This window comes from Rhizobium sp. 01T437 (genome assembly GCF_056398505.1).
The window spans coordinates 104,548-125,685 of sequence record NZ_JBFTPM010000019.1 but is presented as its reverse complement, the minus strand read 5'-3'; the positions used below and the strand labels follow the sequence as shown (position 1 = coordinate 125,685).

The window sequence follows — 21,138 nt, the reverse complement described above, 5'->3', positions numbered from 1 at the left end:
GGGGGCTGCAATGTTCGGAATGATGTGGCGTAAAATAATCGTCGGCGTGCGCACGCCGACCGCGACCGCCGCTTCAACATAGGGCTCCTGCTTGACCGCCAGCGTCGAGGCGCGGGCCACACGGGCAAAGCCGGGGATGAAGGCGACCGTGATGACGGCGATGATATTCCAGAAGCCGCCGCCGAGCACGGCGGCGATGATGATCGCCAGCAGCAATTCCGGAAAGGCGAGCAGCAGGTCGATGACGCGCGAGATGAGGCGGTCGGTGATGCCGCCGAAATAGCCGGCGGTGACGCCGAGCAGCGTGCCGAAAATCGCCGCCAGAACCGGCGAGATGAAGCCAAAGATCAGCGAGTTGCGCGAGCCATAGATCATGCGCGACAACACATCGCGGCCAAACTGATCGGTGCCGAGCCAATGGGCGGCTGACGGGTTCTGGTTGATCGTCAGAATGCTCTGGGCGAGCGGATCATAGGGTGCAAGCCATGGCGCAAAGGCGGCGACGAAGATGAAGATCGCGACGACCAGCAGCGCAAAACTGGTGGATATTCGCCCATAGAGGATGTGGCGGAACGCATCCGCCAGCCGGTGATCGTCAGCAATGACCTGGGGGGTCTGTTCGGTTGCGGCCATCACTTCACCCGGATTCTTGGATCGACGACGATGTAGACGAGGTCCATCGCCAGATTGATCAGCACCACGAACATCGCAAAGACTACGACGCCACCCTGGATGACGCCATAGTCACGCTCGGAGATGGCGCTGATCAGGAGCTTGCCGATGCCGGGGCGGTTGAAGACGAGCTCGATTGCCACTGAACCGGAGAGGGTGGCCAGCATGCTAAGGCCAAGCCCGGTCGTCAGCGGCAGAAGTGCATTGCGCAACCCGTGACGATAGATGACGCGCATTTCGCCCGCGCCCTTGGCGCGGGCCGTGCGCACATAATCGCGCCCCATCACCTCCAAAAGCGAGGTGCGGGTGAGGCGTCCGATGAAGGCCGCCTTGACCAGTGCCAATGTAAGCGCCGGTAGGAAGACATGGTGCATGCGGTCGATGAAACCGGTGCCGCCGCCATTGATTGGGAACCAGCCGAGATTGAGCGCGAAGGTAATGAGCAGCAGCGCGCCGAGATAAAAATCCGGAATGGCATAGCCGAACAGCGAAAAGCCGCGCATGGCCGAATCCGGCAGGCCATTGCGGTGGGTCGCGGCCCAAACGCCGAAGGGCACCCCGACGACAACGCCTATGATCATCGCAACGATCGTCAGCTCGATCGTGTAGGGAAGATTATAGATGATCAGTCCGAGCACCGGCTGGTCGGTCATGGCGGAACGGCCGAAATCAAGGCTGAGCGTGCCGATGACGAAGTTGATATATTGCTGCCAGAGGGGAGCATTCAGCCCCATCCGCTCGCGAAAGAGCTGGAGCTGTTCGGCCGTGGCATTGTCGCCAAGCGCCGCAATTGCTGGATCGCCCGGCAGAATGCGCATGGCAATGAAGACAAGCGTCAAAACCAGCAGGATGGTCGGAATAGCGTCCGCCAACCTGAGCAAGAGATACCGGGTCACAGATCCGTCTCCTCCCTGTCACCGCCGGAGCGGTCTCCTACTTCGGCGCGGCCGGCGTTCCCGTCGGCGGACACCCATGATGGTATGCACGGTTCAGTCCTGCAACGCCGTGTAATAAGGCTCGTTGGACAGGTTGTCCTCAAGGCCCGGTGACAGCACGTTTCGCCCGCCCCTCCTCGAGCTGACAAAAAACTGCAGGTGAAACTTGGAGTCTGTGTAGTCGCCGGGAATGGTCGCGGCGAAGCCATCGCCATTCCGTGTCATCTTCGCCGAATTCCAACGCTCGGCCTGATTGACATGACGATAGTGCAGCACCGGTTCCTCGTCCATGGTTTCATCGACACGCACCGTCAGAGCCTCGCCAGCTTTGAATGTTGCAGGTGCTGCGATACCCGCAGTGCTGGATATGACCGGCTGGCGGGCCTTGAGCGCCTTGACGGCCGCAAGCACCTGCTCGTCCGCCTGCACCGATTCAAACTTGCCGGCGCCGCGCAACGACTCCAGATCGAGAACCTCGGCCGTCATCTCCGGCAGACGCGATTGCCACGAGCCGCGCAACCAGGATTGCGGGCCATAGGTCAGGTCGTCGTGATAGACGTCGCGCGAGACGTCGGCCGCCGCCTGCCAAGCCATGACGGAGCGCTTCGCGTGATCAATAACGGGCTCGATCAGCGTCGTGACCCTAGTGGCGACGAAAAGCTCCGCCCAGCAAGCGGCCCGAAACCGTTCGGCAAAGAAGCGCGCGATGGCGGCAGAGATCTGCACATCGATCATGATACGCTGGACGGCCGCCGAGCCGAAGCTTTCGGTCGCCTTCGACCTTGTCAGAGCTGCTTCGCAGCCCTCCGCCATCTCCTCCAGCCAGTCGGCCACGTCAAGCGGCGTGTAGCGATGCGAGGGCTTTCCGGCGAGAAGAAGCTCCGCATATTCGCGCGCATTGGCAAAGAGTGATGAATCGAAGGTCGGCGCATTTCCGAAACGGACCGGCCCTTCCATGTCGAAGCCATAGGCGCGACGGCCCGAGCCTTCGACGAGTGCAAGGTTGGTATAGACTTCCGGCCAGTAGTGATTGTTGGACGCTGAAGGGCCATGTGCCAGGGTGATCAGCGGCAGCACGCGACTTGCCCAGGAGAGCCCCTTCTCGCAGTCGGCGGCGGCATCGCCGCATTCATGTTCGAGATAGCGCATCCAGCTTTCGCGCGGTGCTTCCGGATAAAAAAGCAGTCGCCCCCAGACGCGGTATTGATACTCATATTTCTGCCAGTCGTAGCGCGTCGGCAGGCCGTGCTGCTGGTAGTTGAAGCGACCACCGGGAATGCCGGTACCCATGCGGCCCTTGAAGCTCTGCGGCTCGCACCATTCAACGCCGTCGGAGCCTGCAAACATGGAGCTGCGGCCATAACCGGCGGCAAATTCCGGATCGCCCCAGAGCAGCACGCGCTGCGTTCCCGCCCAGATGCGGTAGATGACCTTATAGTCCTTGTCCTTTGTCAGGAGGTCACCATAGCTGTAGCGCAGGAACTTGCGGGAGCCTTCGCTGAGCTGCTCGCGCTCGCTGCGTGCTACTTCCGGCGGGTATTCCTTGTTGCGGATAGCGGACTGGTGATAGGGCGGCCCCATATGTTCGGCGAGATATTTGGGTGAAGCGGCAAAGGGCATGCCGGATTCGCGGGCGATCTGCAGCATAGTATGATCGAGACCCTTGCCATGCATGTCGATTTCTACCGGGCGGCCCGCTGCAGTGACACCCGCAAACGCCTCCTTCCAGAAACCGTATTCGCCTTCGGCAATGCCGCCTTCGACATGGACGCGGAATGTCAGGCCGGTAATCTCGGGGACTTCCCGCAGCAATTCGGTGATCGCATCGCGGCAATAGGGGCCGAGATTGTCGTCCGTCACACCCGTGACCGTGTAGTTGGCACGCGGCACGTCGTCGAAATCATAGCGCTGCGTCCAGAGCGCCAGCTGGAATTCCAATCCGCGTTTGGCCGCCTCACGACCGATGAATTTCAGCATGTCCAGATTGGTTTCGCGCTCCTCATCGGACAGCTCGGCGACTTCGACGTCGTAACCCGGCAGCTTCAGCAGGAACGGATAAGGGAAATAGAAATAAACGTCTGTGATCCACGGATTGTGGTAGGGATAGTTGTAGCCCATGCCAAGCGTCAGGGCGAAACGGTTGAACCGGTTCGATGCGAGCATGGTCAGATAATCGCGCCATTGCTGCTTGTCGTAGAACCAGACCTTGTCTTCTTCCTCGCTGCAGAACAGCCGCGCCATGCTGCGGATGCGGGCTGACGGTTTTTCGGCAAGAGGAAACTTACCTGCGAACAGGTCTTCGCCATCGCTATAGCGCACGCGATCGGCGAGTTCGGTCAAAGCATAGACCATACCCCTTTCGTCATGCGCCCACGCGGTAATCGTGTTGCCGTCGCGAGTGAGAGCAAACGCCTCCTCGCTCCGCGCCATCGCTGCCGGCGCCTGTGGCGATCCAACCTCGGCCACCGCGATCGAGATACCCTCCCCTGACGCCTTATCGGAGGATTTCGCACCCCGCCGCTTCAGGCGGCTGCGCAATTCGTCGATTGCCCATGTGACACCGTCGGAAAGCGGTGTGGATGGCAGGCTGATGGATACGGTGTCGGCTTGCGCCATGTCTGACCTCGCAGGAATAAGACCAATATCAGCGCGCAGGGCGCAACGCTCCCGGCCCGACGCAGGGAACGATCATGATGTCGGAACGTGTTCGCGACTGGAGCATCGGACCGAAAATATGAAGTGGTTTTCGGACAATCCGATGCTTTAACAAAAACTTAGAGCGGCGGACGCGATTCCGTTTTCTGCCCGCCGTTCTAAGGAAGTCAGGCCTTGATCTTGGCCCTGGTCAGCGGCCAATTCACATAGCCGGAAACCACGTCGTAGCCGAGATCGACCTTTTCAGAACGGACGATCATGAAACCGTTGTTGGAAACGGGCAGAATGACCGCATCCTTGAGGGCCTTGATCTCGATTTCCTTGACGATCTCCAAGCGCTTGTTGAGATCCGGCTCGGCAAGCGCCTTGCCCAGGAGGTCGTCGATGCCGGGAATGGCGACGCCGTAATGGCTCATATTCGCCCCGCCATTGCCATCCGAGCGGACTTCGGCACCCTTCGACAGGTAGGTGACGACCACCTGCGTCGGCACCGGCGGCAGCGCAGACGACTGCTGAGACAGCGTGTTGGTGCCGATGTTCTGGTCGGCATGGAAGGCCGTGTGGTCCTTGATGTTCAGGTCCATATTGATGCCGACCTTGCGCAGTTGCGCCTGGATCATCAGCATGATGGCCGAAAAGTCCTCGCGCTGCGACGTATCGTTCTTGAAGCTGAAGCCATCAGGGAACCCGGCTTCGGCAAGCAGCGACTTGGCTTTTTCAGGATCATACTTGTAGGCAACATCGGCCGGGATGTTTTCCGCCGTGAAACCACCGGGATAGGAGGGTGGATTGAGCCCGTAAGTGCGCTTGCTGATCGGCGCGATCGCTGTGGTGATCTCGTCGCGGTCGATCGCATAGAAGAGTGCCTGACGCACACGCACATCGTCGAACGGCTTCTTCGTCACGTTGACCTGCATGGTGAAGAAGCTGCCGGGGCTGACGACGTCGAAGATCAGGTTCGGATCGCGTTGCGACATCGAAGCTGCCCAGCCGGGGGCGCGAACGCCCTCGATCAGATGCACGTCGCCTGACAGCAGCGCCAGCGTACGCGCCGTCGTATCGGCGATATAGAGGCATTGCAGCTTGGGTGTCGCCGGCTGGACGTCCCAGTGTTCTGTATTGGCAACCAGCATGACGCCCTGCGATGGATCCGGATAGACGGTTTCCAGCACATAGGGGCCGGTTCCGATCGGATCGCGGCCGATCGGCTCCTCGCCCTTCTCTTCGACCGCCTTCTTGCTCATGACGGATGCGTCGTAGTCGCTGAGAACGCCGAGCAGGAAGAGCGGATCCGGCTGCGCCAGCTTGAAGGTGACCGTGTAGGGATCGTCGGCCACGACTTCGCTGATATTGGTGAATTTCGGACGCACGCCGCCGACGCGGACGGCATCGCGAATGCGGTCGAAGGTGAACTTGACGTCTGCAGACGTCATCTCACCATAGCCCTTGTGGAATTTGACACCCTGGCGGAGCTTCAACGTCCAGGACTTCGAATCAGGCGTCGAGGTCCAGCTTGTCGCAAGGCGCGGTACGAGCTCGTCTATCGTTGCCGGGAATTTCCAGAGCGGCAGGTCAACGAGCTTGTCATAGACGTGGATAATCGCCCAGTTGTCGACACCCTGGATCGACTTCGCAGGGTCGATGGTCCTGAGGCCGCGGGCAGCAAAAGCAATTTTCAATGTATCGGTGGCTTGCGCAAAAGCAGCCGGCCCGAAGCTTGCTGCAATACCGGCGCCAACTACAGCAGCCGCAGAATTTTCCATGAATCTACGTCGGGTAATCGCCATGCTCAGATCCTCCCTTATCGAGGCGCTGCATCCCGGCTGACGCTTAATTCCCGGTGTTTTTATTATGAAGCGTCTTCTGGGTCGACGAGCAACGCAATGGGACGGTAGCGCTACCAGATACAGGCGTCAAGTTTGTTCGACGGCGGATTTATGGGCGTTTTGGAAAAGCTCTTATTCAAATTGCGACATATGCCGCAGGCAAAAAATCGGCAGTCTTGGCGTCAGTCGCTAATCAGCCGGCGCCGCAGTTCCCCGCTGCGGTCGGTGCTGACGCGTTTCTTGATTTTGAAGCCCAAGTCGACAATCCGGTCTCCGCTGTCGTCTCCGCTCAAGCGGCGACGCAGCGCCATAACTGCATTGTAACCGGATTCCCAGCGAGGGCTGCGCACACTAGTGATCGAAGGATAGGCCGCTTCCATAATGTCGAAATCGTTGAAGCCGGCGATGCCGAAATCCTCGGGCACGCGGATGCCGCGCTCCATGCATTCGAACAGCGCACCAAGCGCCATGACGTCATTGTTGCAGAAGACAGCGTCCATATCCGGATTGGCGTCCAGAAGATCGGCCATCAGCTTGCGGCCGGTCGAGGGGGTTGCAAAGCGCGGCGTTTCCCAGCCCACACCTTCGGGAATATGGTCGCTCCTGTCGATCGGCGAAATATAGCTCGGATTATAGATGCCGGCTTCCGTCAGCGTGTCCTTCAGACCGGAATAACGGCCGAAGGAACGGCCATTCAGCCAGCCGCTCAGAAAACCGATATGCCGGTAGCCGGCCTCGATCAGGTGACGGGTTATCGCCCGGCCGGCCTCATAATGCGAAAAGCCGATGATCGTATCGATCGGTTTGTCCGTCAGGTCCATGATCTGGATGACCGGGCAACGAGCATCCTCCAGCATTTCGCGCGCGCGATCGCTCTGTTCGGTACCAGAGACGATCATGCCCGCCGGCTTCTGGCGCAGCATCTGTGCGATCAGTCGCTCCTCCTCTTCCGGCTGGTAGCGGGTATTGCCCATCTGGATCTGCAGCTCGGTGCCTTCGACACCGTCATAGACGCCGCGCAGAACGTCGGAGAAAATATTCTGGGTCAGCGAAGGAACGAGGACACCGATGACATCGGCCCTGACGGAGGCGAGCGCCCGGGCGCTGAGATTGGGAACATAGTTCAGTTCCCTCACCGCCTTGTCGATATTCGCGCGCAGGGTGGCGGAAACCTGGCTCGGATCACGCAGCGCCCGCGACACTGTAATCGCCCCGACCCCGGCGAGACGCGCAACATCGGCAATCGTGGGACGACCATCGGTCCGTCGGCTTCGCAATCTTTTCTCCCCTCGCGGCATTTCGGAACAGCGCTGCCCCTCCCTTGGAAGGTTTCTCAGGCATTGCTCAAAGCGAATATGTCAATTCCAAAAAGCAACATCGCAGTCAACGCAGGCGCAAAACCAATCAGTCCGCCCCGATCCTGATAGCGGAATAATACGCCTCCCGGTCGAATGAAATGTCTGGCGTCTTTACGGAGACGGCAACACACGCTGGCCTTTATGGGTGTTAGCCTATACGCACTGCACTTATACTGTCAAAAAGGTGAGCCCTTTCCAGATCGGGCATGAGGCGGACGATTTCGTCCAGCCGGAAATTGACGCGGTCGCGCAAGACGGAGCTGAGCTGGGTTTCCGAACCCGTCGCTCGACGGCGAACGCTCTCGCGCGGACTGCCGGCGCTATGTTCGTTGCAATTGTCTGAACACATTTCCGGATAACCATCGAACGCTTTGCTGAGATTTTCCGCATCGTGGAATTTCCGGGAAAAGTCGGAGACTAAGCGACGCTTTCATTTAGTTTGGCGATGCAAACCAACTGAACGAGGGTGGAAATAGTCATGGGATCTGAGCCTTGGTACCGCACAGCGTTGCGATGGGGACAGACCAATCTGGTTGAGATCGACCCAGCGCGTTACGACGACACGTGGTGGCGGGAGCACTGGCGTAGGACCCGTGTCCAAGGCGTCATCATCAATGCCGGTGGCATTGTCAGCTACTATCCGACGAAGTTCCCGCTGCATCACAAGGCGGTAACGCTCGGCGACCGCGACCTCTATGGCGAGATCGTCAAGGCTGCGCGTGAAGAAGGATTGAAGGTCATCGCGCGCATGGATTCAAACCGTGTCGCAGAGGATTTCTACCGCGCTCATCCGGACTGGATCTGCCTCGATATCGACGGCAAACCCTACCGGCAGGCGGACAAGTATGTGACCTGCATCAACTCGCCCTATTACAGCGAATATCTGCCTGACATCATGCGCGAGATCATCGAGCGTACCATGCCAGACGGTTTTGCCGACAACAGTTGGGCCGGCATCCCGCGCAAGAACATCTGCTATTGTCGGCACTGCACCGAGCAGTTCTTCGCATGGTCGGGCGTAGACCTGCCCCGCCGCCATGACTGGGCCGACGAGAACTATCGCCGCTGGATCCAGTGGAACTATAAGCGCCGCACCGATCTCTGGGAATTCAACAACAAGGTCACGACCGGAGTCGGCGGCAAGGACTGCTGCTGGATGGGCATGATCAGCGGCGACATCCTGAACAACGGCAACCGCTTCATCGATCTCAAGGAAATCCTTGCCCGCAGCCCGATCGTCATGCTCGACCACCAGCGCCGCAACCTGATCGACGGCTTCGAGGACAATACCGAAACCGGCAAACGGCTGCATGAGGTGGGCGGCTGGGACAAGCTCATTCCTGAGAGCACGCCGCAATACCAGCTTGGCTCGCCGGCTTTTCGCCTCGCCAGCATGCCGCCCGCCGAAGTGCGCCTCTGGTCCTCCTCCGGCTTTGCCGGCGGCATCCAGCCTTGGTGGCACCATATCGGCTCACTGCATGAGGACCGCCGTCAGTACAAGACGGCAGAGCCGATCTTCAAATGGCATGAGGCGAACCAGGATATTCTGATCAACCGGCAGCCTCAGGCCGATGTCGGCGTCGTCTGGTCACAGAACAACCACGACTATCACGGTCGCGACAAGGCAAACGACCGCACGATGAACCCCTATCGGGGCACGGTGCGGGCGCTCGATCGCGCCGGCATCACCTATCTGCCCGTCAATGCCGACGATATCGAGAAGGCGGCGGGACGCTTCAGCGTACTCATCCTTCCGAACCTCGCCGCCATGTCAGACGAGCAGGTCTCCGCCATCGAGGCTTTCGCGGCTCAGGGCGGTTCGGTGATCGCTTCGTCAGAAGCGAGCCTCTACAGCGAGCATGGCGACCGCCGGATGGACTTCGCTCTTGGCAAGCTCTTCGGTGTCCATCGCAGGAACGGAGCGCATGGCGACTTCGAGGCCGCTAATCCCGACATCGAAACCAGCGCGCGCCACACCTATCTGCGCCTCTTGCCGGAGCTACGCAGGGGTGTGCACGGCCCCTCGGACAAGACGGCGCCGAAAGCTGACGGAAGCCGCCATCCGGTGCTGGCCGGTCTGGATGAGACCGACACCCTACCCTTCGGCGGCTACCTGCCGGTCGTTAGCGTCGATGATGACGTCAGGGTGCTGGCGACCTTCATTCCGGATTTTCCGATCTATCCGCCGGAAACCTCCTGGATGCGGCAGCCCTATTCGGATGTGCCTGCCATCACTGCCCGCGAGAACGGCAAGGGCAAATTCGTCTGGTTCGTCGCCGATCTCGACCGTTGTTATGCCCGTGACGACCAGTTCGAGCACGCGCGCCTGATTACCAATGCCGCGCGCTGGATGCTTGCCGATCACTCGCTGCTCAGGCTGGAAGGCACGCACGGCCTTATCACCGCTGCGCTTTATCGGCAGGATAAACGGCAGATCGTTCATCTCAACAACCGCGTTCTGATCTCCCGAGTGCCCGGCCGCCAGAACGAACTCGTACCGATCGGTCCGGTGACGTTGCGTCTGCGCAAGCCGGCCGGCAAGACCGCTTCCGACGCGAGCCTCAGAGTTGCGGGAAAGACAGTGAAGATCACCGACGAGGGCAGTGAAATCGCCATCGATGCCGGCGCAATCCTCGACCACGAGGTGATCGTCGTCGACTGGTCCTGATCGGATAAAAGAAAACCGCCGGTTCGAAAGAGCCGGCGGTCCATTCGAGCAGAGTGTTTCGTGTCAGCTCGCAATGGCGTTGACAGGCGGCATCTCCCCGCTGAGGGCCGCCGTCAACTGCGCCGAAGTCTCAGCGAGCAGGCGCCCGAGCACCGGAATCCGCTGCGGCGTTATCCGCGATGCGATGCTCGACAGTGATATAGCGCAGATCGCCTCGCCGTGATGGTCATAGACAGCAGAGGCCACACAACGCAGGCCGGAAACCAGCTCCTCATCATCGATAGCATAACCATCCGTCCGGATTCTTTCGAGATCGGCGCGAAGTGCCGATTGCCTGGTGAGCGTATTGGCCGTGAAGCGCCGGCTTCCCTCCCGTGACAGGATCGTCTCCAGATCTTCCTGCGAATAGGTTGCCAGGATCGCCTTGCCCATGGCTGAGGCCGTCATCGGCACCCTACTGCCGACCCGGGTGACGCTGCGGGTGATATCGCGGCTCTCAACTCGATCGACACAGACCACCTCGCCGTCCTGAACGAAGCCGAGATTGGCAGTTTCGCGCGTCTGATCGCGTAAGCGCCTGAGATAGGGGAGCGCGGTCGCAACAAGGTTGCTCTGACGGGTGAACACGGAACCGATGGCAAACGCCTGCCGGCCGATATGCCACATGCGATCATTCGGATTGTACTGGATGAATTGCCACTGCTCCAGCGTCGTCAGAATGCGATGGACCGTCGAGGGCGCCAGACCCGTACGGGTGGCTAGATCGACCAGACGGTTGCCGTCCTCGTCCATTCCCATCGCTTCGAGCAGCATCATGGCGCGGTCGATCGATTGAACGCGCCCGTGAAGACTTTTCTCCTCCACACGCTCTCCCATGCGTCTCCTCCATTGCGATTATTCAGCATCTCTTGGCGCCGTCGATGCCTATGGTAACGCTACCATGCGTAAGCGTCAACGCAGGAAAGATGAACGCATCGACCGAAAAATGATTGTTCACGAGATCGTGCGCCACGCCGACGCTAGGTCGAGCAAGGCCACCGCAATCCTGCGGAGACGACCTGGATTCTTAGCCCCTTTTTGCGAACACCTCGCTTTAGAAAGCCGGTTTTAAATCATCATACATGCTTGAATTTATGATTTTATTATAATGGCTTAAGCGCACGTCGTTTATTTATCGATAAAAACACTTGTTCGAGGCAAAATAGATGATAACGTTTCAATTAAATTGAATGCCGGATGGCAGCAGTCAACGTTTGGGAGGACTTGACATGACCGACAGCAATAAATTTATGCCTGAAATCCGCCGCCGCACGCTGCTCGCAGGAGCAGGCAGCACCGCCTTGCTGGCCATATCAGGCGCAGCACGGGCTCAGGATCCAATCAGCGGCGAACTCGTCGTTCTGAACTGGCTCGGTGGTTCAGAACTCGACATGATGCATTCGATCCAGAAGGCCTTTCTGGCGAAATATCCCAATGTCACGATCCGCGAAGTCGCCATCACCGGCCAAGGTGACATGCGCGGCGGCATCCGCACCGCGCTGATGGGCGGCGAGGTCGTCGACGTGCTCTTCAACACATGGCCGGCCTTCCGCAAGGAACTCGCCGACGCCGGCATGCTCCGGCCGATCGACGACCCGTGGAAATCCTTCGGTTGGGACAAGCTCATCAGCCAGTCGTGGAAGGATCTCGGATCTATCGGCGACAAGACCTACGGTCTGACCTACACCTTCGGTGACCGCTCCGGCATCTGGTACAAGAAGGAGCATCTCGCCAAGGCCGGCATTGCCGAACCGCCGAAGACCTGGGACGAGTTTGTCGCCTCTTTCGCGAAACTCACCAAGGCCGGCTATGCGGCCCCGGTCGCGATCCCCGGCAAATACTGGGCGCATGCCGAATGGTTCGAAACGCTATTGCTCAGGACCGCAGGCGTCGAGACGGCGACGAAGCTTGCCGCCCATGAAATTCCGTGGACCGATCCCGCTGTGAAGACGGCGCTGACAAAATACGCCGAGATGCTAACGGGCGGCTGTTGCGGCGCGCCGAACATCATGCTTGCCAATGACTGGGACGGTGAGGCCGACCAGGTCTTCCAGGCCAACGCCAAGAACTATCTGCTGATCGGCATGTGGATGAACAATCGCGCCAAGAACGACTACAAGCTGGTCGAAGGCAAGGATTACGGTCTCTTCCAGTTCCCGTCTCTCGGCATGGGCCATGACGATACATCGAGCGTCGACGCCAAGGAGCTGCTGGTGACGACGAATGGCCCCAATCCGAAGGCCGCTGACGCCTTCCTCGATTTCTGGACGAGTGCCGAGGCCGCCAACATTCTCGCCAAGGCCGGTTATGCTTCGCCAAGCAGCAACGTCGATGCTTCGCTCTATGGCGAGGTACAGAAAGTGGCGACGCAGGCCGTTGCGAGCTCGAAGCTGCAATTTGTGCTCGGCGACCTGCTGCCCGGCGATCTCGTCGACGAGTATCGCGTGCAGTTGCAGAAATTCCTGCAGGATCCGTCTGGCGCCAATATCGACACGGTTCTTGCGGCTATCGAAACCAAGGCCCAGGGTTCCTACTGATGGCTAGCACCTCCGCTTCCCCGGTGCGGGAAGCGGCGGGCGTGATGCAGGGTTCTCCGCTGGCGGCTGGCATCAAAGGCCGTCGGCGTCTGCTCAGGGACACGCCCGCCGCACTGATCCTGATTGCGCCGGTTCTCGTGTTGTTTGCGATTGCCGTGATCTACCCGCTGGTGGAGACGATCCGGCTGAGCTTCTGGGATATCCAGGGGCTGAGAAAGCCTGTTTTCATCGGCTTCGGAAATTACGCGCGGCTGTTTGCCGATGCGGCATTTCGCAACACGCTGCTGACGACCTTAATCTTCACCATCGGCACGACTGTCATCTCAGTGGCGATCGGCTGGATTCTGGCAATGCTGTGCGCTTTTGCGCCGCAGCAGACCCTGCCCTTCCGAGTGATGATCTTCGCGGCTTTCGGCATTTCGGAAGCGGTTTCCGGCTATATGTGGATCGGCATTTACAGGGCGGATGCCGGCGGCCTGCTCAATTCGCTGATCCAACTCCTGGGCTTTCCGGGCTTTGCACATGCCTGGTTGGGGGATGCCAACACGGCCCTCTGGGCTCTGATCGTCGCGGCTTCCTGGAGCGGCGTCGGTCTGCCCCTCATGCTGATCTTTGCGGCCATCCAGGCGATCCCGAAATCTGTGCTCGAAGCCGCCTATATGGATGGCGCCAAGCCGGTCTCGACCATGCGGCATATCATGATGCCGCTGTCGATGCCGGGCGTGCGCGTCGCCGTCTTCATCAACCTGCTCACGGCACTGCGCGCCTTCGACATCATCTATATCCTGACCGGCGGCGGCCCCGTGCGCTCGGCGGAAACAGTCGGTTACTTCATGTACCGGGAATCCATGACCCAGTTCAAACTGGGCTATGGGGCGGCCGCGACCGTCATCCTGCTGCTGGCGGTCCTTATCATCTCCATCCCCGCCATCATCCAACGAACGGCAGGTGCGAAATGATCGGCAAGGCTCCTCGTTGGATTATCGTCGTCGTCGGCATCGTCGCCTTCATCTGGGTGATCCCGATCATGGGCATTGTCGTCACCTCGTTCCGCCCGCCCGAGGGTGTCTCGCTCGGCTGGTGGCGCTTCGATCATTTCGATCTCACGCTCGATGCCTGGCGCCGCGTCTGGGACAAATATCCGCTCGCAGACTCCATGTGGGTCACGATGAAGACAGCTGGCATTGCGACGGCACTCACCATGCTGCTGACACCGGCGGCAGCCTATGCCTTCCACTTCCTGACATTCCCGTTCCGCCGGGTGCTGCTGATCATCATCATCAATGCATTCGTGTTGCCACAGCAGGTCGTCATCATTCCGCTCTTCACGCTCTGGCGCGACATGGGGCTGATCGACAACATCCTGTCGGTGCTGATCCCCTATGTCGGGCTCTCCTTCGCCTGGTCGATCTTCCTCGTTAAAAACTTCTTCGAGGATTTCCCGCGCGAACTGGTAGAGGCTGCCAAGATCGACGGCTGCGGGCCGCTGGCGACCTTCCGCCACGTGGTGTTGCCGAATAGCCTTTCGCCGATCTTTGCCGTCGGCATCCTGCAGTTCCTTTGGACATGGAATGCCCTGCTGCTGCCCATGCTCTTCCTGCGCAGCGATGTGCCTCTTCCCGTACTGCTTGCCCGCATTTCCGGCAGCTACGAGATCAACTGGGACCTGAGATCGGTGGCGGCCATCATCACCACCCTCGTTCCCCTGCTCGTCTTCCTCATTTTCCAACGTCAGTTCGCCGCCGGCTCGCAAACCCGCACCGGCGCAAAGGAATAGGACCATGCCCAAGACCACAAACAAGCCGCTGCGCTACCGCCAGATCCATCTCGATTTCCATACGTCAGAGCATATTCCCGGCATCGGCGCCGATTTCGATCCGGATGCCTTCGTCTCGACGCTGAAGGCAGCACATGTCGATTCCATCACCATCTTCGCCAAGTGCCATCATGGCTGGTCCTACTATCCGACCAAGGTCGGCAAGCCGCATCCGCAGCTTGCCCGCCCGGATCTGCTCGGCGACATGGTGAAGGCGCTGTCTGCCGCCGATATCGAAAGCCCGATCTACATCTCCGTGCAGTGGGACGAGCTGACGGCGCGCGAACATCCCGAATGGCGGGCCATGAGCGCCTCGAACCGCTATCATCACGACAGGCCAGCAGACCCTTCAGCCGGCAAGCAACTGAGCCCAGCATGGCACACGCTCTGCCTCAATCATGCGGGCCTGCGGCACTACATCCTTGAACAGGCGCGCGAAGTTGCCCAGAACTATCCGACACAGGGGCTCTTCTTCGATATCATCCTGACACCGGATTGCGTCTGCCCGGCCTGCATCGAGCGCATGCAATGCGAGGGCCTTGACCCGGAAGATCCGGCCGACCGCCTGAAGAATGACGAGGCGGTCAACGAGCAGTTCCGTCGCGAGACCAGCGAGGCATTGTTCTCAGAGTTTCCGGGCCTGCGCGTGTTCTACAATTGCGGCCATATTCATAAGCAGGGGCCGGAACGCTTTTCGACCTATTCGCATCTCGAGCTCGAAAGCCTGCCGACCGGCGGCTGGGGCTACGACCATTTCCCATCGAGCGCCCGTTATGCGGCCACGCTCGGCATGGATTTCCTCGCTCATACCGGCAAGTTCCACACATCCTGGGGCGAATTCGGCGGCTTCAAGCATCCGGACGCGCTGGAATATGAATGCGCCCAGATGATCGCGCTCGGCTCCAAATGCCTGGTCGGCGACCAGCTTCATCCGAACGGAGCAATAAACCCCGACACCTATGCGTCGATCGCACCGGCCTATCATCGCGTCGAAAAGCTCGAACCCTTCCTGGAAGGCGCAAAGCAGATCTCCGAGATCGCCATCCTCTCGGCCGAACATATGAACCCCAAGGGGTCACGCAACCATCCAAGCGATGATGGTGCGGCGCAGATGCTGCAGGAGCTGAAGCGCCCCTTCGATGTCCTCGATATATCCGGCCGCTTCGAACAATACCGCCTGCTGGTTCTGCCGGACGAAATCCCCGTCGATGCGACGCTCGCTGCACGGCTGAAGTCCTATCTGGCCGGCGGTGGCAAGATCATCGCCTCCTGGCATTCGGGGCTCGATGAGAGCGGTAAATTCGCGATCGACCTCGGCATCGAAAGAGGCGTGGCACCCGTCGCTTTCAAGCCGAGCTATGTAAGGGCTGGCAAAGATCTCGACGCCTCCATGCCGGAAACGGCTTTTGTTTTCTACGATGACGCTGAAACCGTCCGCTCAGCCGGTGCGACTGTCCTGGCGGGTATTTTCCCATCCTACTTCAATCGCTCGTACAAACATTTCTGCTCGCACCAGCATGCGCCCGACGACACAAATGCCGAGATGGTCGGCGCTGCTGTGACCGAGCATAAGGGGGCGGCCTATATAGCCTACCCGATCTTCCGGCTCTACCGTGCGATGGGTCAGCCGCTCTACAAATATGTCGTTCGCGGTCTTATCGACCGGCTCGTTCCCAATCCGGCGATGGTCACCGACCTGCCCTCCTCCGGGCGGGCGACGTTGACGCGTCAGATCGAGCACGATCGCCATATCCTGCATCTCCTCTACGGTCCGCCGCAGATCCGCGGCAAAGACGTGCGCGGCGATGACGGCTCGACGCGTGTGATGGAAATGATCGAGGACATTCCGGCGATCGGCCCTGTCAATGCCACAGTGCGTCTGCCGGCAAAACCGAAACGCGTCTTCGATGCTATGACCGGCGAGGATCTCGCCTGGAATGCCGGCGACGACGGCGCCATCAACATTACCGTGCCACGCCTGCACATCCACAGCGCAGTAGTGTTCGAAGGCGCCTGATGCAGGTTGAGGTAAGGGAACCGTCGGACTTTGCTCTTGCCGCCCGCAATACTGGTGGGCGGCGGGGCGCTGGGCTATACGACGGAAAGGCGCCTGACCAGGCGCCATTTCCCATGAATGAGTGCAGGAGCCCACTCGAAATGCGACAGACGGACCAGACGGCCGCAAGAAGGCGCGGAGCCACGATCATCGACGTTGCCAGGGTGGCAAACGTCGCAGTCGGCACCGTGTCCCGCTATCTCAACGGCCAGACGATCCGCCGGTCCAACCGCGAGCAAATCGAGCAGGCGATCCAGGATCTCGGCTATCGGCGCAATGCCGCCGCCGCCTCGATCCGCACCGACCTCACCCATATGATCGGCTTCCTGGTGCCGACCTTCGACGAATTCCATGCCCGCATGCTGGAGCATCTCGCCCATTCGGTGCGCCCAACCGGACGCGCACTTCTGACTTATTGCCATGGCGGCGATCCGCGGGTGGTCGCAGAAGCCTTGGATTTCTTCGCCGCGCAGCGTGTCGATGCGCTGGTCATGGACGGCACAGCGGAGGTTTACGACCGCGTCGACGACCTGATTCATCACGACATTCCGATCATCTTCTACAACAACGACGTCCGCGGGCTGGCGGCGGACCGGGTCATGGTGGAGAACCACCGCGCAAGCTATCGCATCGTCAGCCACCTTATCGATCTCGGTCACAGCCGCATCGGCATTTTGACAGGCGACCCGCGCAATTCTTCAGGTATCGAGCGGCTGGCGGGCTATGAGCAGGCGCTGCGCGACCGGGGCATCACAATCGATCCGACGCTCGCGGCGCGTGGAAACTGGCGCATGGATGGCGGTTATGAGGCGACCAAGCGATTGATGTCGCTCGAAAATCCACCCACCGCGATCTTTTCCGCCAATTACGGCATGGCAGTCGGAGGGCTGAGTTGGTTGAAGGAGAACGGCCGGCATGTGCCCGAGGATATTTCGCTCGCCAGCTTCGACGACGTGGCAATCTTCCGGCTCTACGAAGCCGGCATTACGGCCGTCGCCCAACCAGTGGCAAGCATTGCAGAAACCATCACAGACATTCTCGTGGAACGCCTGACGGAACCGTCAGGCGGAGCGACGCGCAGCGTCGTCCTTGAATGCGACATCATCCTGCGAGGCTCGACGCGACGGATCACCTGACGCGCTCTGCCCGCCAAGCGGTAAAAGGGAGGAAGCTTTGGCCAGCGTAGAATTGCACGATATCGACAAATCCTATGGCAGCTTTCAAGCAATAGAGGGCCTCAATCTGAGCGTCGATGACGGTTCATTCACGGTCTTCGTCGGTCCCTCCGGCTGTGGAAAATCGACGCTGCTGCGTATGATCGCCGGCCTTGAGAAGATCACCGCCGGCGACCTCGCGATCGACGGGCGGCGCATGAACGAGGCCGATCCGATCGAACGCGGCGTCGCCATGGTCTTCCAGAACTACGCGCTTTATCCGCATATGACGGTGGAGCAGAATATCGGCTTCTCGCTGCGCATGGCCGGCATGGGCAAGGCCGATATCGACAGGAGCGTTGCCGCCGCCGCTGCAACCTTGCAGATCGAGTCGCTGCTCAAGCGCAAACCCGCACAGCTCTCCGGAGGCCAGCGTCAGCGCGTCGCGATCGGCCGGGCGATCGTGCGCAACCCTGCCGTCTTCCTGTTCGACGAGCCCTTGTCGAACCTCGATGCGGAACTCCGCGTCTCCATGCGCGTCGAGATCGCGAAGCTGCACCGGCGCATCGGCGCGACGATGATCTATGTCACGCATGACCAGACGGAAGCGATGACACTTGCCGATAAGATCGTCGTCATGCGCGCCGGCAAGATCGAGCAGGCCGGCACGCCGGACACGCTCTATGCCGATCCCGACAATTTCTTCGTCGCCGGCTTCATCGGCTCGCCACGGATGAATTTCCTCGATGGCAAGCTCGGCGCGGATGGGGTGATCAAGCTCGATTGCGGCGCGGTTTTTAGAGCCGGCATCGTCGGCCCGGGCAAGGAAATGCCGGTCAAGGTCGGCATCCGCCCGGAACATTTCACCGGACAGGACGAAGGCGGTGGCGCGATCGACGTCAAGGTCGACGTGGTGGAGAACCTCGGCGGAACCCGGTTCATCTACGGAACTCTCGCTTCGGGCCAATCCGTGATCATCGAGGACCGCTCGGAAAGGACCCTGCGCCCGGGCGAAACGGTCGCCGCCGGCTTTTCCGCGAGAAAGGCGCTGCTCTTCAGTGTCGACGGCCTGCGGATCCGCGATATCAGGCCGGCAAACAACATCCCGGCGGAATGACGATGGCGGACGATCTTCTCTGGTACGATGCCCCTGCCCGGCTCTGGACGGATGCGCTGCCGCTCGGCAATGGTCGGCTCGGCGCCATGGTCTTCGGCGACCCCGTTTCCGAGAGGCTGCAGATCAACGAGTCCACCTTCTGGGCCGGCGGGCCTTACCGGCCGGCCAATCCCGATGCCCATGGCCACTTGGAGAAAATACGGGAACTGATCTTCGCCGGGCACTATGCGGAAGCGGAAGCAGTGGCCGAAGAACATCTGATGGCGCGGCCGATCAAGCAGATGTCCTATCAGCCGATCGGCGATCTCCATATCGATTTCCTCCATTCGCAAACTGTCGGCAGCTACCGTCGCACGCTCGATCTCGACACGGCGATCGCCACGACCTCCTATGTTGCCGACGGCATCACCTTCTTTCGCGAGGCTTTTGTTTCGGCGGTTGATGGCGTGCTTGTCCTGCGCCTTTCAGCGGATCGGCCCGGAGCCATCAGATGCCGGATATCGCTCGACAGCCCGCAACAGGGGCAACTCGTCGACCCGGACGCTGCAGGACTGACCTTCTCCGGCACCGGCAAGGCGGAATGGGGCATTGCCGCCGCCCTTCGCTTTGCCTTCGGCATTCAGGTGATCAATACAGGAGGGAGTTCGATCTCCTCCGACGGCATCATCTCCGTAGACAGTGCCGACGAGCTTGTGATTCTGCTCGATGCCGCCACGAGTTTCCGTCGTTTTGACGATGTTTCCGGCGATCCGGATGGCACTATCACCGGGCGTCTTTCGAAAGCCGGCGGCCGCAGCATCGAGGCCATGCGCCGTGACCATATCACCGAGCATCAAAGGCTGTTCCGCACTTTCGCGATCGATCTCGGCACGACGCAGGCAGCCTCGCAGCCGACCGATCGCCGGATTGCGGGCTTTGCCGACGGAGAGGATCCCGGGCTTGGGGCACTCTATGTGCAATTCGGCCGCTACCTGATGATCGCCTCGTCCCGCCCGGGCACGCAGCCTGCAAACCTGCAGGGCATCTGGAACGAGGAGGTCGATCCGCCCTGGGGCAGCAAATATACAGCCAACATCAATCTGCAGATGAATTACTGGCTGCCGACGCCGGCCAATCTGCCCCAATGCATCGAGCCGCTCGTCGAGATGGCGGAGGAACTTGCTGAAGCCGGACGCGAGACGGCACAGATACACTATCGCGCCCGCGGCTGGGTCATGCACCACAATACCGATCTCTGGCGCGCGACCGGGCCGATCGACGGCGCCAAATGGGGCCTCTGGCCGACCGGTGGCGCCTGGCTCATGACACAGTTGCTTGATCTCAGCGATTACCTCGACGACGCCGATGGTCTGCGCAGGCGGCTTTTCCCGGTTGCCAAGGCTGCGGCAGAGTTTGTCTTCGATGTGCTGGTGTCGCTTCCGGGCACAAACTATCTCGTGACAAACCCYTCGCTTTCACCCGAGAATGTCCACCCGCACGGCGCCTCGATCTGCGCCGGGCCTGCCATGGACAGCCAGATTATCCGGGATTTCCTCAATCTGCTTCGTCCCGTCGCCACTTCCATCGGCGGCGAGGATGAGTTCGTCTCGGAGATCGATCGCGTCCTGCCGCGCCTTCCGCCCGACAGGATCGGATCGGCGGGCCAGCTCCAGGAATGGCTTGAAGACTGGGACTTGCAAGCGCCGGAAATGCACCACCGGCATGTCTCGCATCTCTACGGCCTCTATCCGAGCTGGCAGATCGACATGGACAACACGCCTGCACTTGCGGCCGCTGCCCGTCGCTCGCTGGAAATCCGCGGTGACGGCGCGACGGGCTGGGGCATCGGCTGGCGCATCAATCTCTGGGCACGGCTTCGTGACGGCGATCACGCGCTCGATGTGGTCAAACTGCTGATCAGTCCTGAGCGGACCTATACCAATCTGTTCGACGCCCATCCTCCCTTCCAGATCGACGGCAATTTCGGTGGGGCCGCCGGCATTCTGGAAATGCTGGTGCAGTCTCGCCCAGGCGAAATTCACCTGCTACCGGCCCTGCCCAAAGCGTGGCCGCGCGGCTCATTGCGCGGTTTGCGGGTGCGCGGCGGCATGCTTCTCGACCTCGACTGGGAGAATAGCAGGCCGGTGAAGATTGCGATTTCGGCAGCACGGGATATTCGCACGGCCGTCCGTTTTGCGGACGGCCGGTTCAGCGTCGCCCTTGCCGCTGGACAGACTTTCATGGCGAGCAAAGACGATCTCTTCGCATAGAGGTCGGGCCTCTATGCGAACTCAGCTTTTAACGGCCTACATTGGCGATCAGACGA

At 60.3% G+C, this 21,138-nt stretch carries 14 protein-coding genes; 8 read left to right on the top strand and 6 right to left on the bottom strand.

Going from position 1 to position 21,138, the window contains the following annotated elements:
* The 5 genes from AC1DM5_RS29020 to AC1DM5_RS29000 all read right to left on the bottom strand — a co-directional run.
* Positions 1 to 633, bottom strand: a 633-nt coding sequence (locus AC1DM5_RS29020; RefSeq protein ID WP_477976315.1) for an ABC transporter permease, incomplete at its 3' end; no start/stop codon positions are given.
* Positions 633 to 1,568, bottom strand: coding sequence for an ABC transporter permease (locus tag AC1DM5_RS29015; protein ID WP_477819687.1), 936 nt, complete (start codon positions 1,566 to 1,568; stop codon positions 633 to 635). The genes AC1DM5_RS29015 and AC1DM5_RS29020, both read right to left, overlap by 1 nt.
* Positions 1,569 to 1,661: 93 nt before the next feature.
* Positions 1,662 to 4,223, bottom strand: a complete 2,562-nt coding sequence (locus AC1DM5_RS29010) for a hypothetical protein (protein WP_477819686.1) — start codon at positions 4,221 to 4,223, stop codon at positions 1,662 to 1,664.
* A gap of 206 nt (positions 4,224 to 4,429) precedes the next feature.
* Positions 4,430 to 6,025 carry an ABC transporter substrate-binding protein gene (locus AC1DM5_RS29005; protein ID WP_477819685.1) on the bottom strand — a complete coding sequence of 532 codons (1,596 nt, stop codon included), beginning with the start codon at positions 6,023 to 6,025 and terminating at the stop codon, positions 4,430 to 4,432.
* Between the two features lie 245 nt (positions 6,026 to 6,270).
* Positions 6,271 to 7,365, bottom strand: coding sequence for a LacI family DNA-binding transcriptional regulator (locus AC1DM5_RS29000; RefSeq protein WP_477819684.1), 1,095 nt, complete (start codon positions 7,363 to 7,365; stop codon positions 6,271 to 6,273).
* A 559-nt stretch (positions 7,366 to 7,924) separates the two neighbouring features.
* On the opposite strand from AC1DM5_RS29000, the gene AC1DM5_RS28995 reads away from it, so the two are divergent.
* Complete coding sequence (locus AC1DM5_RS28995) at positions 7,925 to 10,114, top strand: alpha-amylase family protein (protein WP_477819683.1); 2,190 nt, start codon at positions 7,925 to 7,927, stop codon at positions 10,112 to 10,114.
* A 63-nt stretch (positions 10,115 to 10,177) separates the two neighbouring features.
* Here AC1DM5_RS28995 and AC1DM5_RS28990 read toward each other — a convergent pair whose 3' ends face one another.
* Positions 10,178 to 10,990, bottom strand: a complete 813-nt coding sequence (locus tag AC1DM5_RS28990) for an IclR family transcriptional regulator (RefSeq protein WP_477976313.1) — start codon at positions 10,988 to 10,990, stop codon at positions 10,178 to 10,180.
* Positions 10,991 to 11,382: 392 nt separating this feature from the next.
* Between AC1DM5_RS28990 and AC1DM5_RS28985 the strand changes: the two genes are divergently transcribed.
* The 7 genes from AC1DM5_RS28985 (at position 11,383) to AC1DM5_RS28955 (ending at position 21,082) form a co-directional block, all read left to right on the top strand.
* A complete protein-coding gene (locus tag AC1DM5_RS28985) occupies positions 11,383 to 12,690 on the top strand; it encodes an ABC transporter substrate-binding protein (protein WP_477819681.1) in 1,308 nt (435 codons plus the stop codon).
* On the top strand, positions 12,690 to 13,649 hold the full coding sequence (locus tag AC1DM5_RS28980; RefSeq protein ID WP_477976311.1) for a carbohydrate ABC transporter permease: 960 nt from the start codon (positions 12,690 to 12,692) through the stop codon (positions 13,647 to 13,649). Before AC1DM5_RS28985 ends, AC1DM5_RS28980 begins: the two co-directional genes overlap by 1 nt.
* Complete coding sequence (locus tag AC1DM5_RS28975) at positions 13,646 to 14,467, top strand: carbohydrate ABC transporter permease (protein WP_477819679.1); 822 nt, start codon at positions 13,646 to 13,648, stop codon at positions 14,465 to 14,467. Before AC1DM5_RS28980 ends, AC1DM5_RS28975 begins: the two co-directional genes overlap by 4 nt.
* A gap of 4 nt (positions 14,468 to 14,471) precedes the next feature.
* Positions 14,472 to 16,523 carry an alpha-amylase family protein gene (locus AC1DM5_RS28970; protein ID WP_477819678.1) on the top strand — a complete coding sequence of 684 codons (2,052 nt, stop codon included), beginning with the start codon at positions 14,472 to 14,474 and terminating at the stop codon, positions 16,521 to 16,523.
* Between the two features lie 140 nt (positions 16,524 to 16,663).
* Positions 16,664 to 17,698: a LacI family DNA-binding transcriptional regulator gene (locus tag AC1DM5_RS28965; protein ID WP_477819677.1), complete on the top strand. Its 1,035-nt coding sequence runs from the start codon at positions 16,664 to 16,666 to the stop codon at positions 17,696 to 17,698.
* A 37-nt stretch (positions 17,699 to 17,735) separates the two neighbouring features.
* Positions 17,736 to 18,833, top strand: coding sequence for an ABC transporter ATP-binding protein (locus tag AC1DM5_RS28960; RefSeq protein ID WP_477819676.1), 1,098 nt, complete (start codon positions 17,736 to 17,738; stop codon positions 18,831 to 18,833).
* 2 nt (positions 18,834 to 18,835) lie between these two features.
* Entirely contained in the window at positions 18,836 to 21,082 is a 2,247-nt protein-coding gene (locus AC1DM5_RS28955; RefSeq protein ID WP_477976309.1) for a glycoside hydrolase family 95 protein, read from the top strand.
* Positions 21,083 to 21,138: the final 56 nt, after the last annotated feature.

What these genes read in the sequence shown, in the direction of transcription:
- AC1DM5_RS29010 (WP_477819686.1), bottom strand. Translation starts at nt 4,223, where the DNA reads ATGGCGCAAGCCGACACCGTATCCATCAGCCTGCCATCCACACCGCTT.
- AC1DM5_RS29005 (WP_477819685.1), bottom strand. Translation starts at nt 6,025, where the DNA reads ATGGAAAATTCTGCGGCTGCTGTAGTTGGCGCCGGTATTGCAGCAAGC.
- AC1DM5_RS28995 (WP_477819683.1), top strand. Translation starts at nt 7,925, where the DNA reads ATGGGATCTGAGCCTTGGTACCGCACAGCGTTGCGATGGGGACAGACC.
- AC1DM5_RS28990 (WP_477976313.1), bottom strand. Translation starts at nt 10,990, where the DNA reads ATGGGAGAGCGTGTGGAGGAGAAAAGTCTTCACGGGCGCGTTCAATCG.
- AC1DM5_RS28985 (WP_477819681.1), top strand. Translation starts at nt 11,383, where the DNA reads ATGACCGACAGCAATAAATTTATGCCTGAAATCCGCCGCCGCACGCTG.
- AC1DM5_RS28980 (WP_477976311.1), top strand. Translation starts at nt 12,690, where the DNA reads ATGGCTAGCACCTCCGCTTCCCCGGTGCGGGAAGCGGCGGGCGTGATG.
- AC1DM5_RS28975 (WP_477819679.1), top strand. Translation starts at nt 13,646, where the DNA reads ATGATCGGCAAGGCTCCTCGTTGGATTATCGTCGTCGTCGGCATCGTC.
- AC1DM5_RS28970 (WP_477819678.1), top strand. Translation starts at nt 14,472, where the DNA reads ATGCCCAAGACCACAAACAAGCCGCTGCGCTACCGCCAGATCCATCTC.
- AC1DM5_RS28965 (WP_477819677.1), top strand. Translation starts at nt 16,664, where the DNA reads ATGCGACAGACGGACCAGACGGCCGCAAGAAGGCGCGGAGCCACGATC.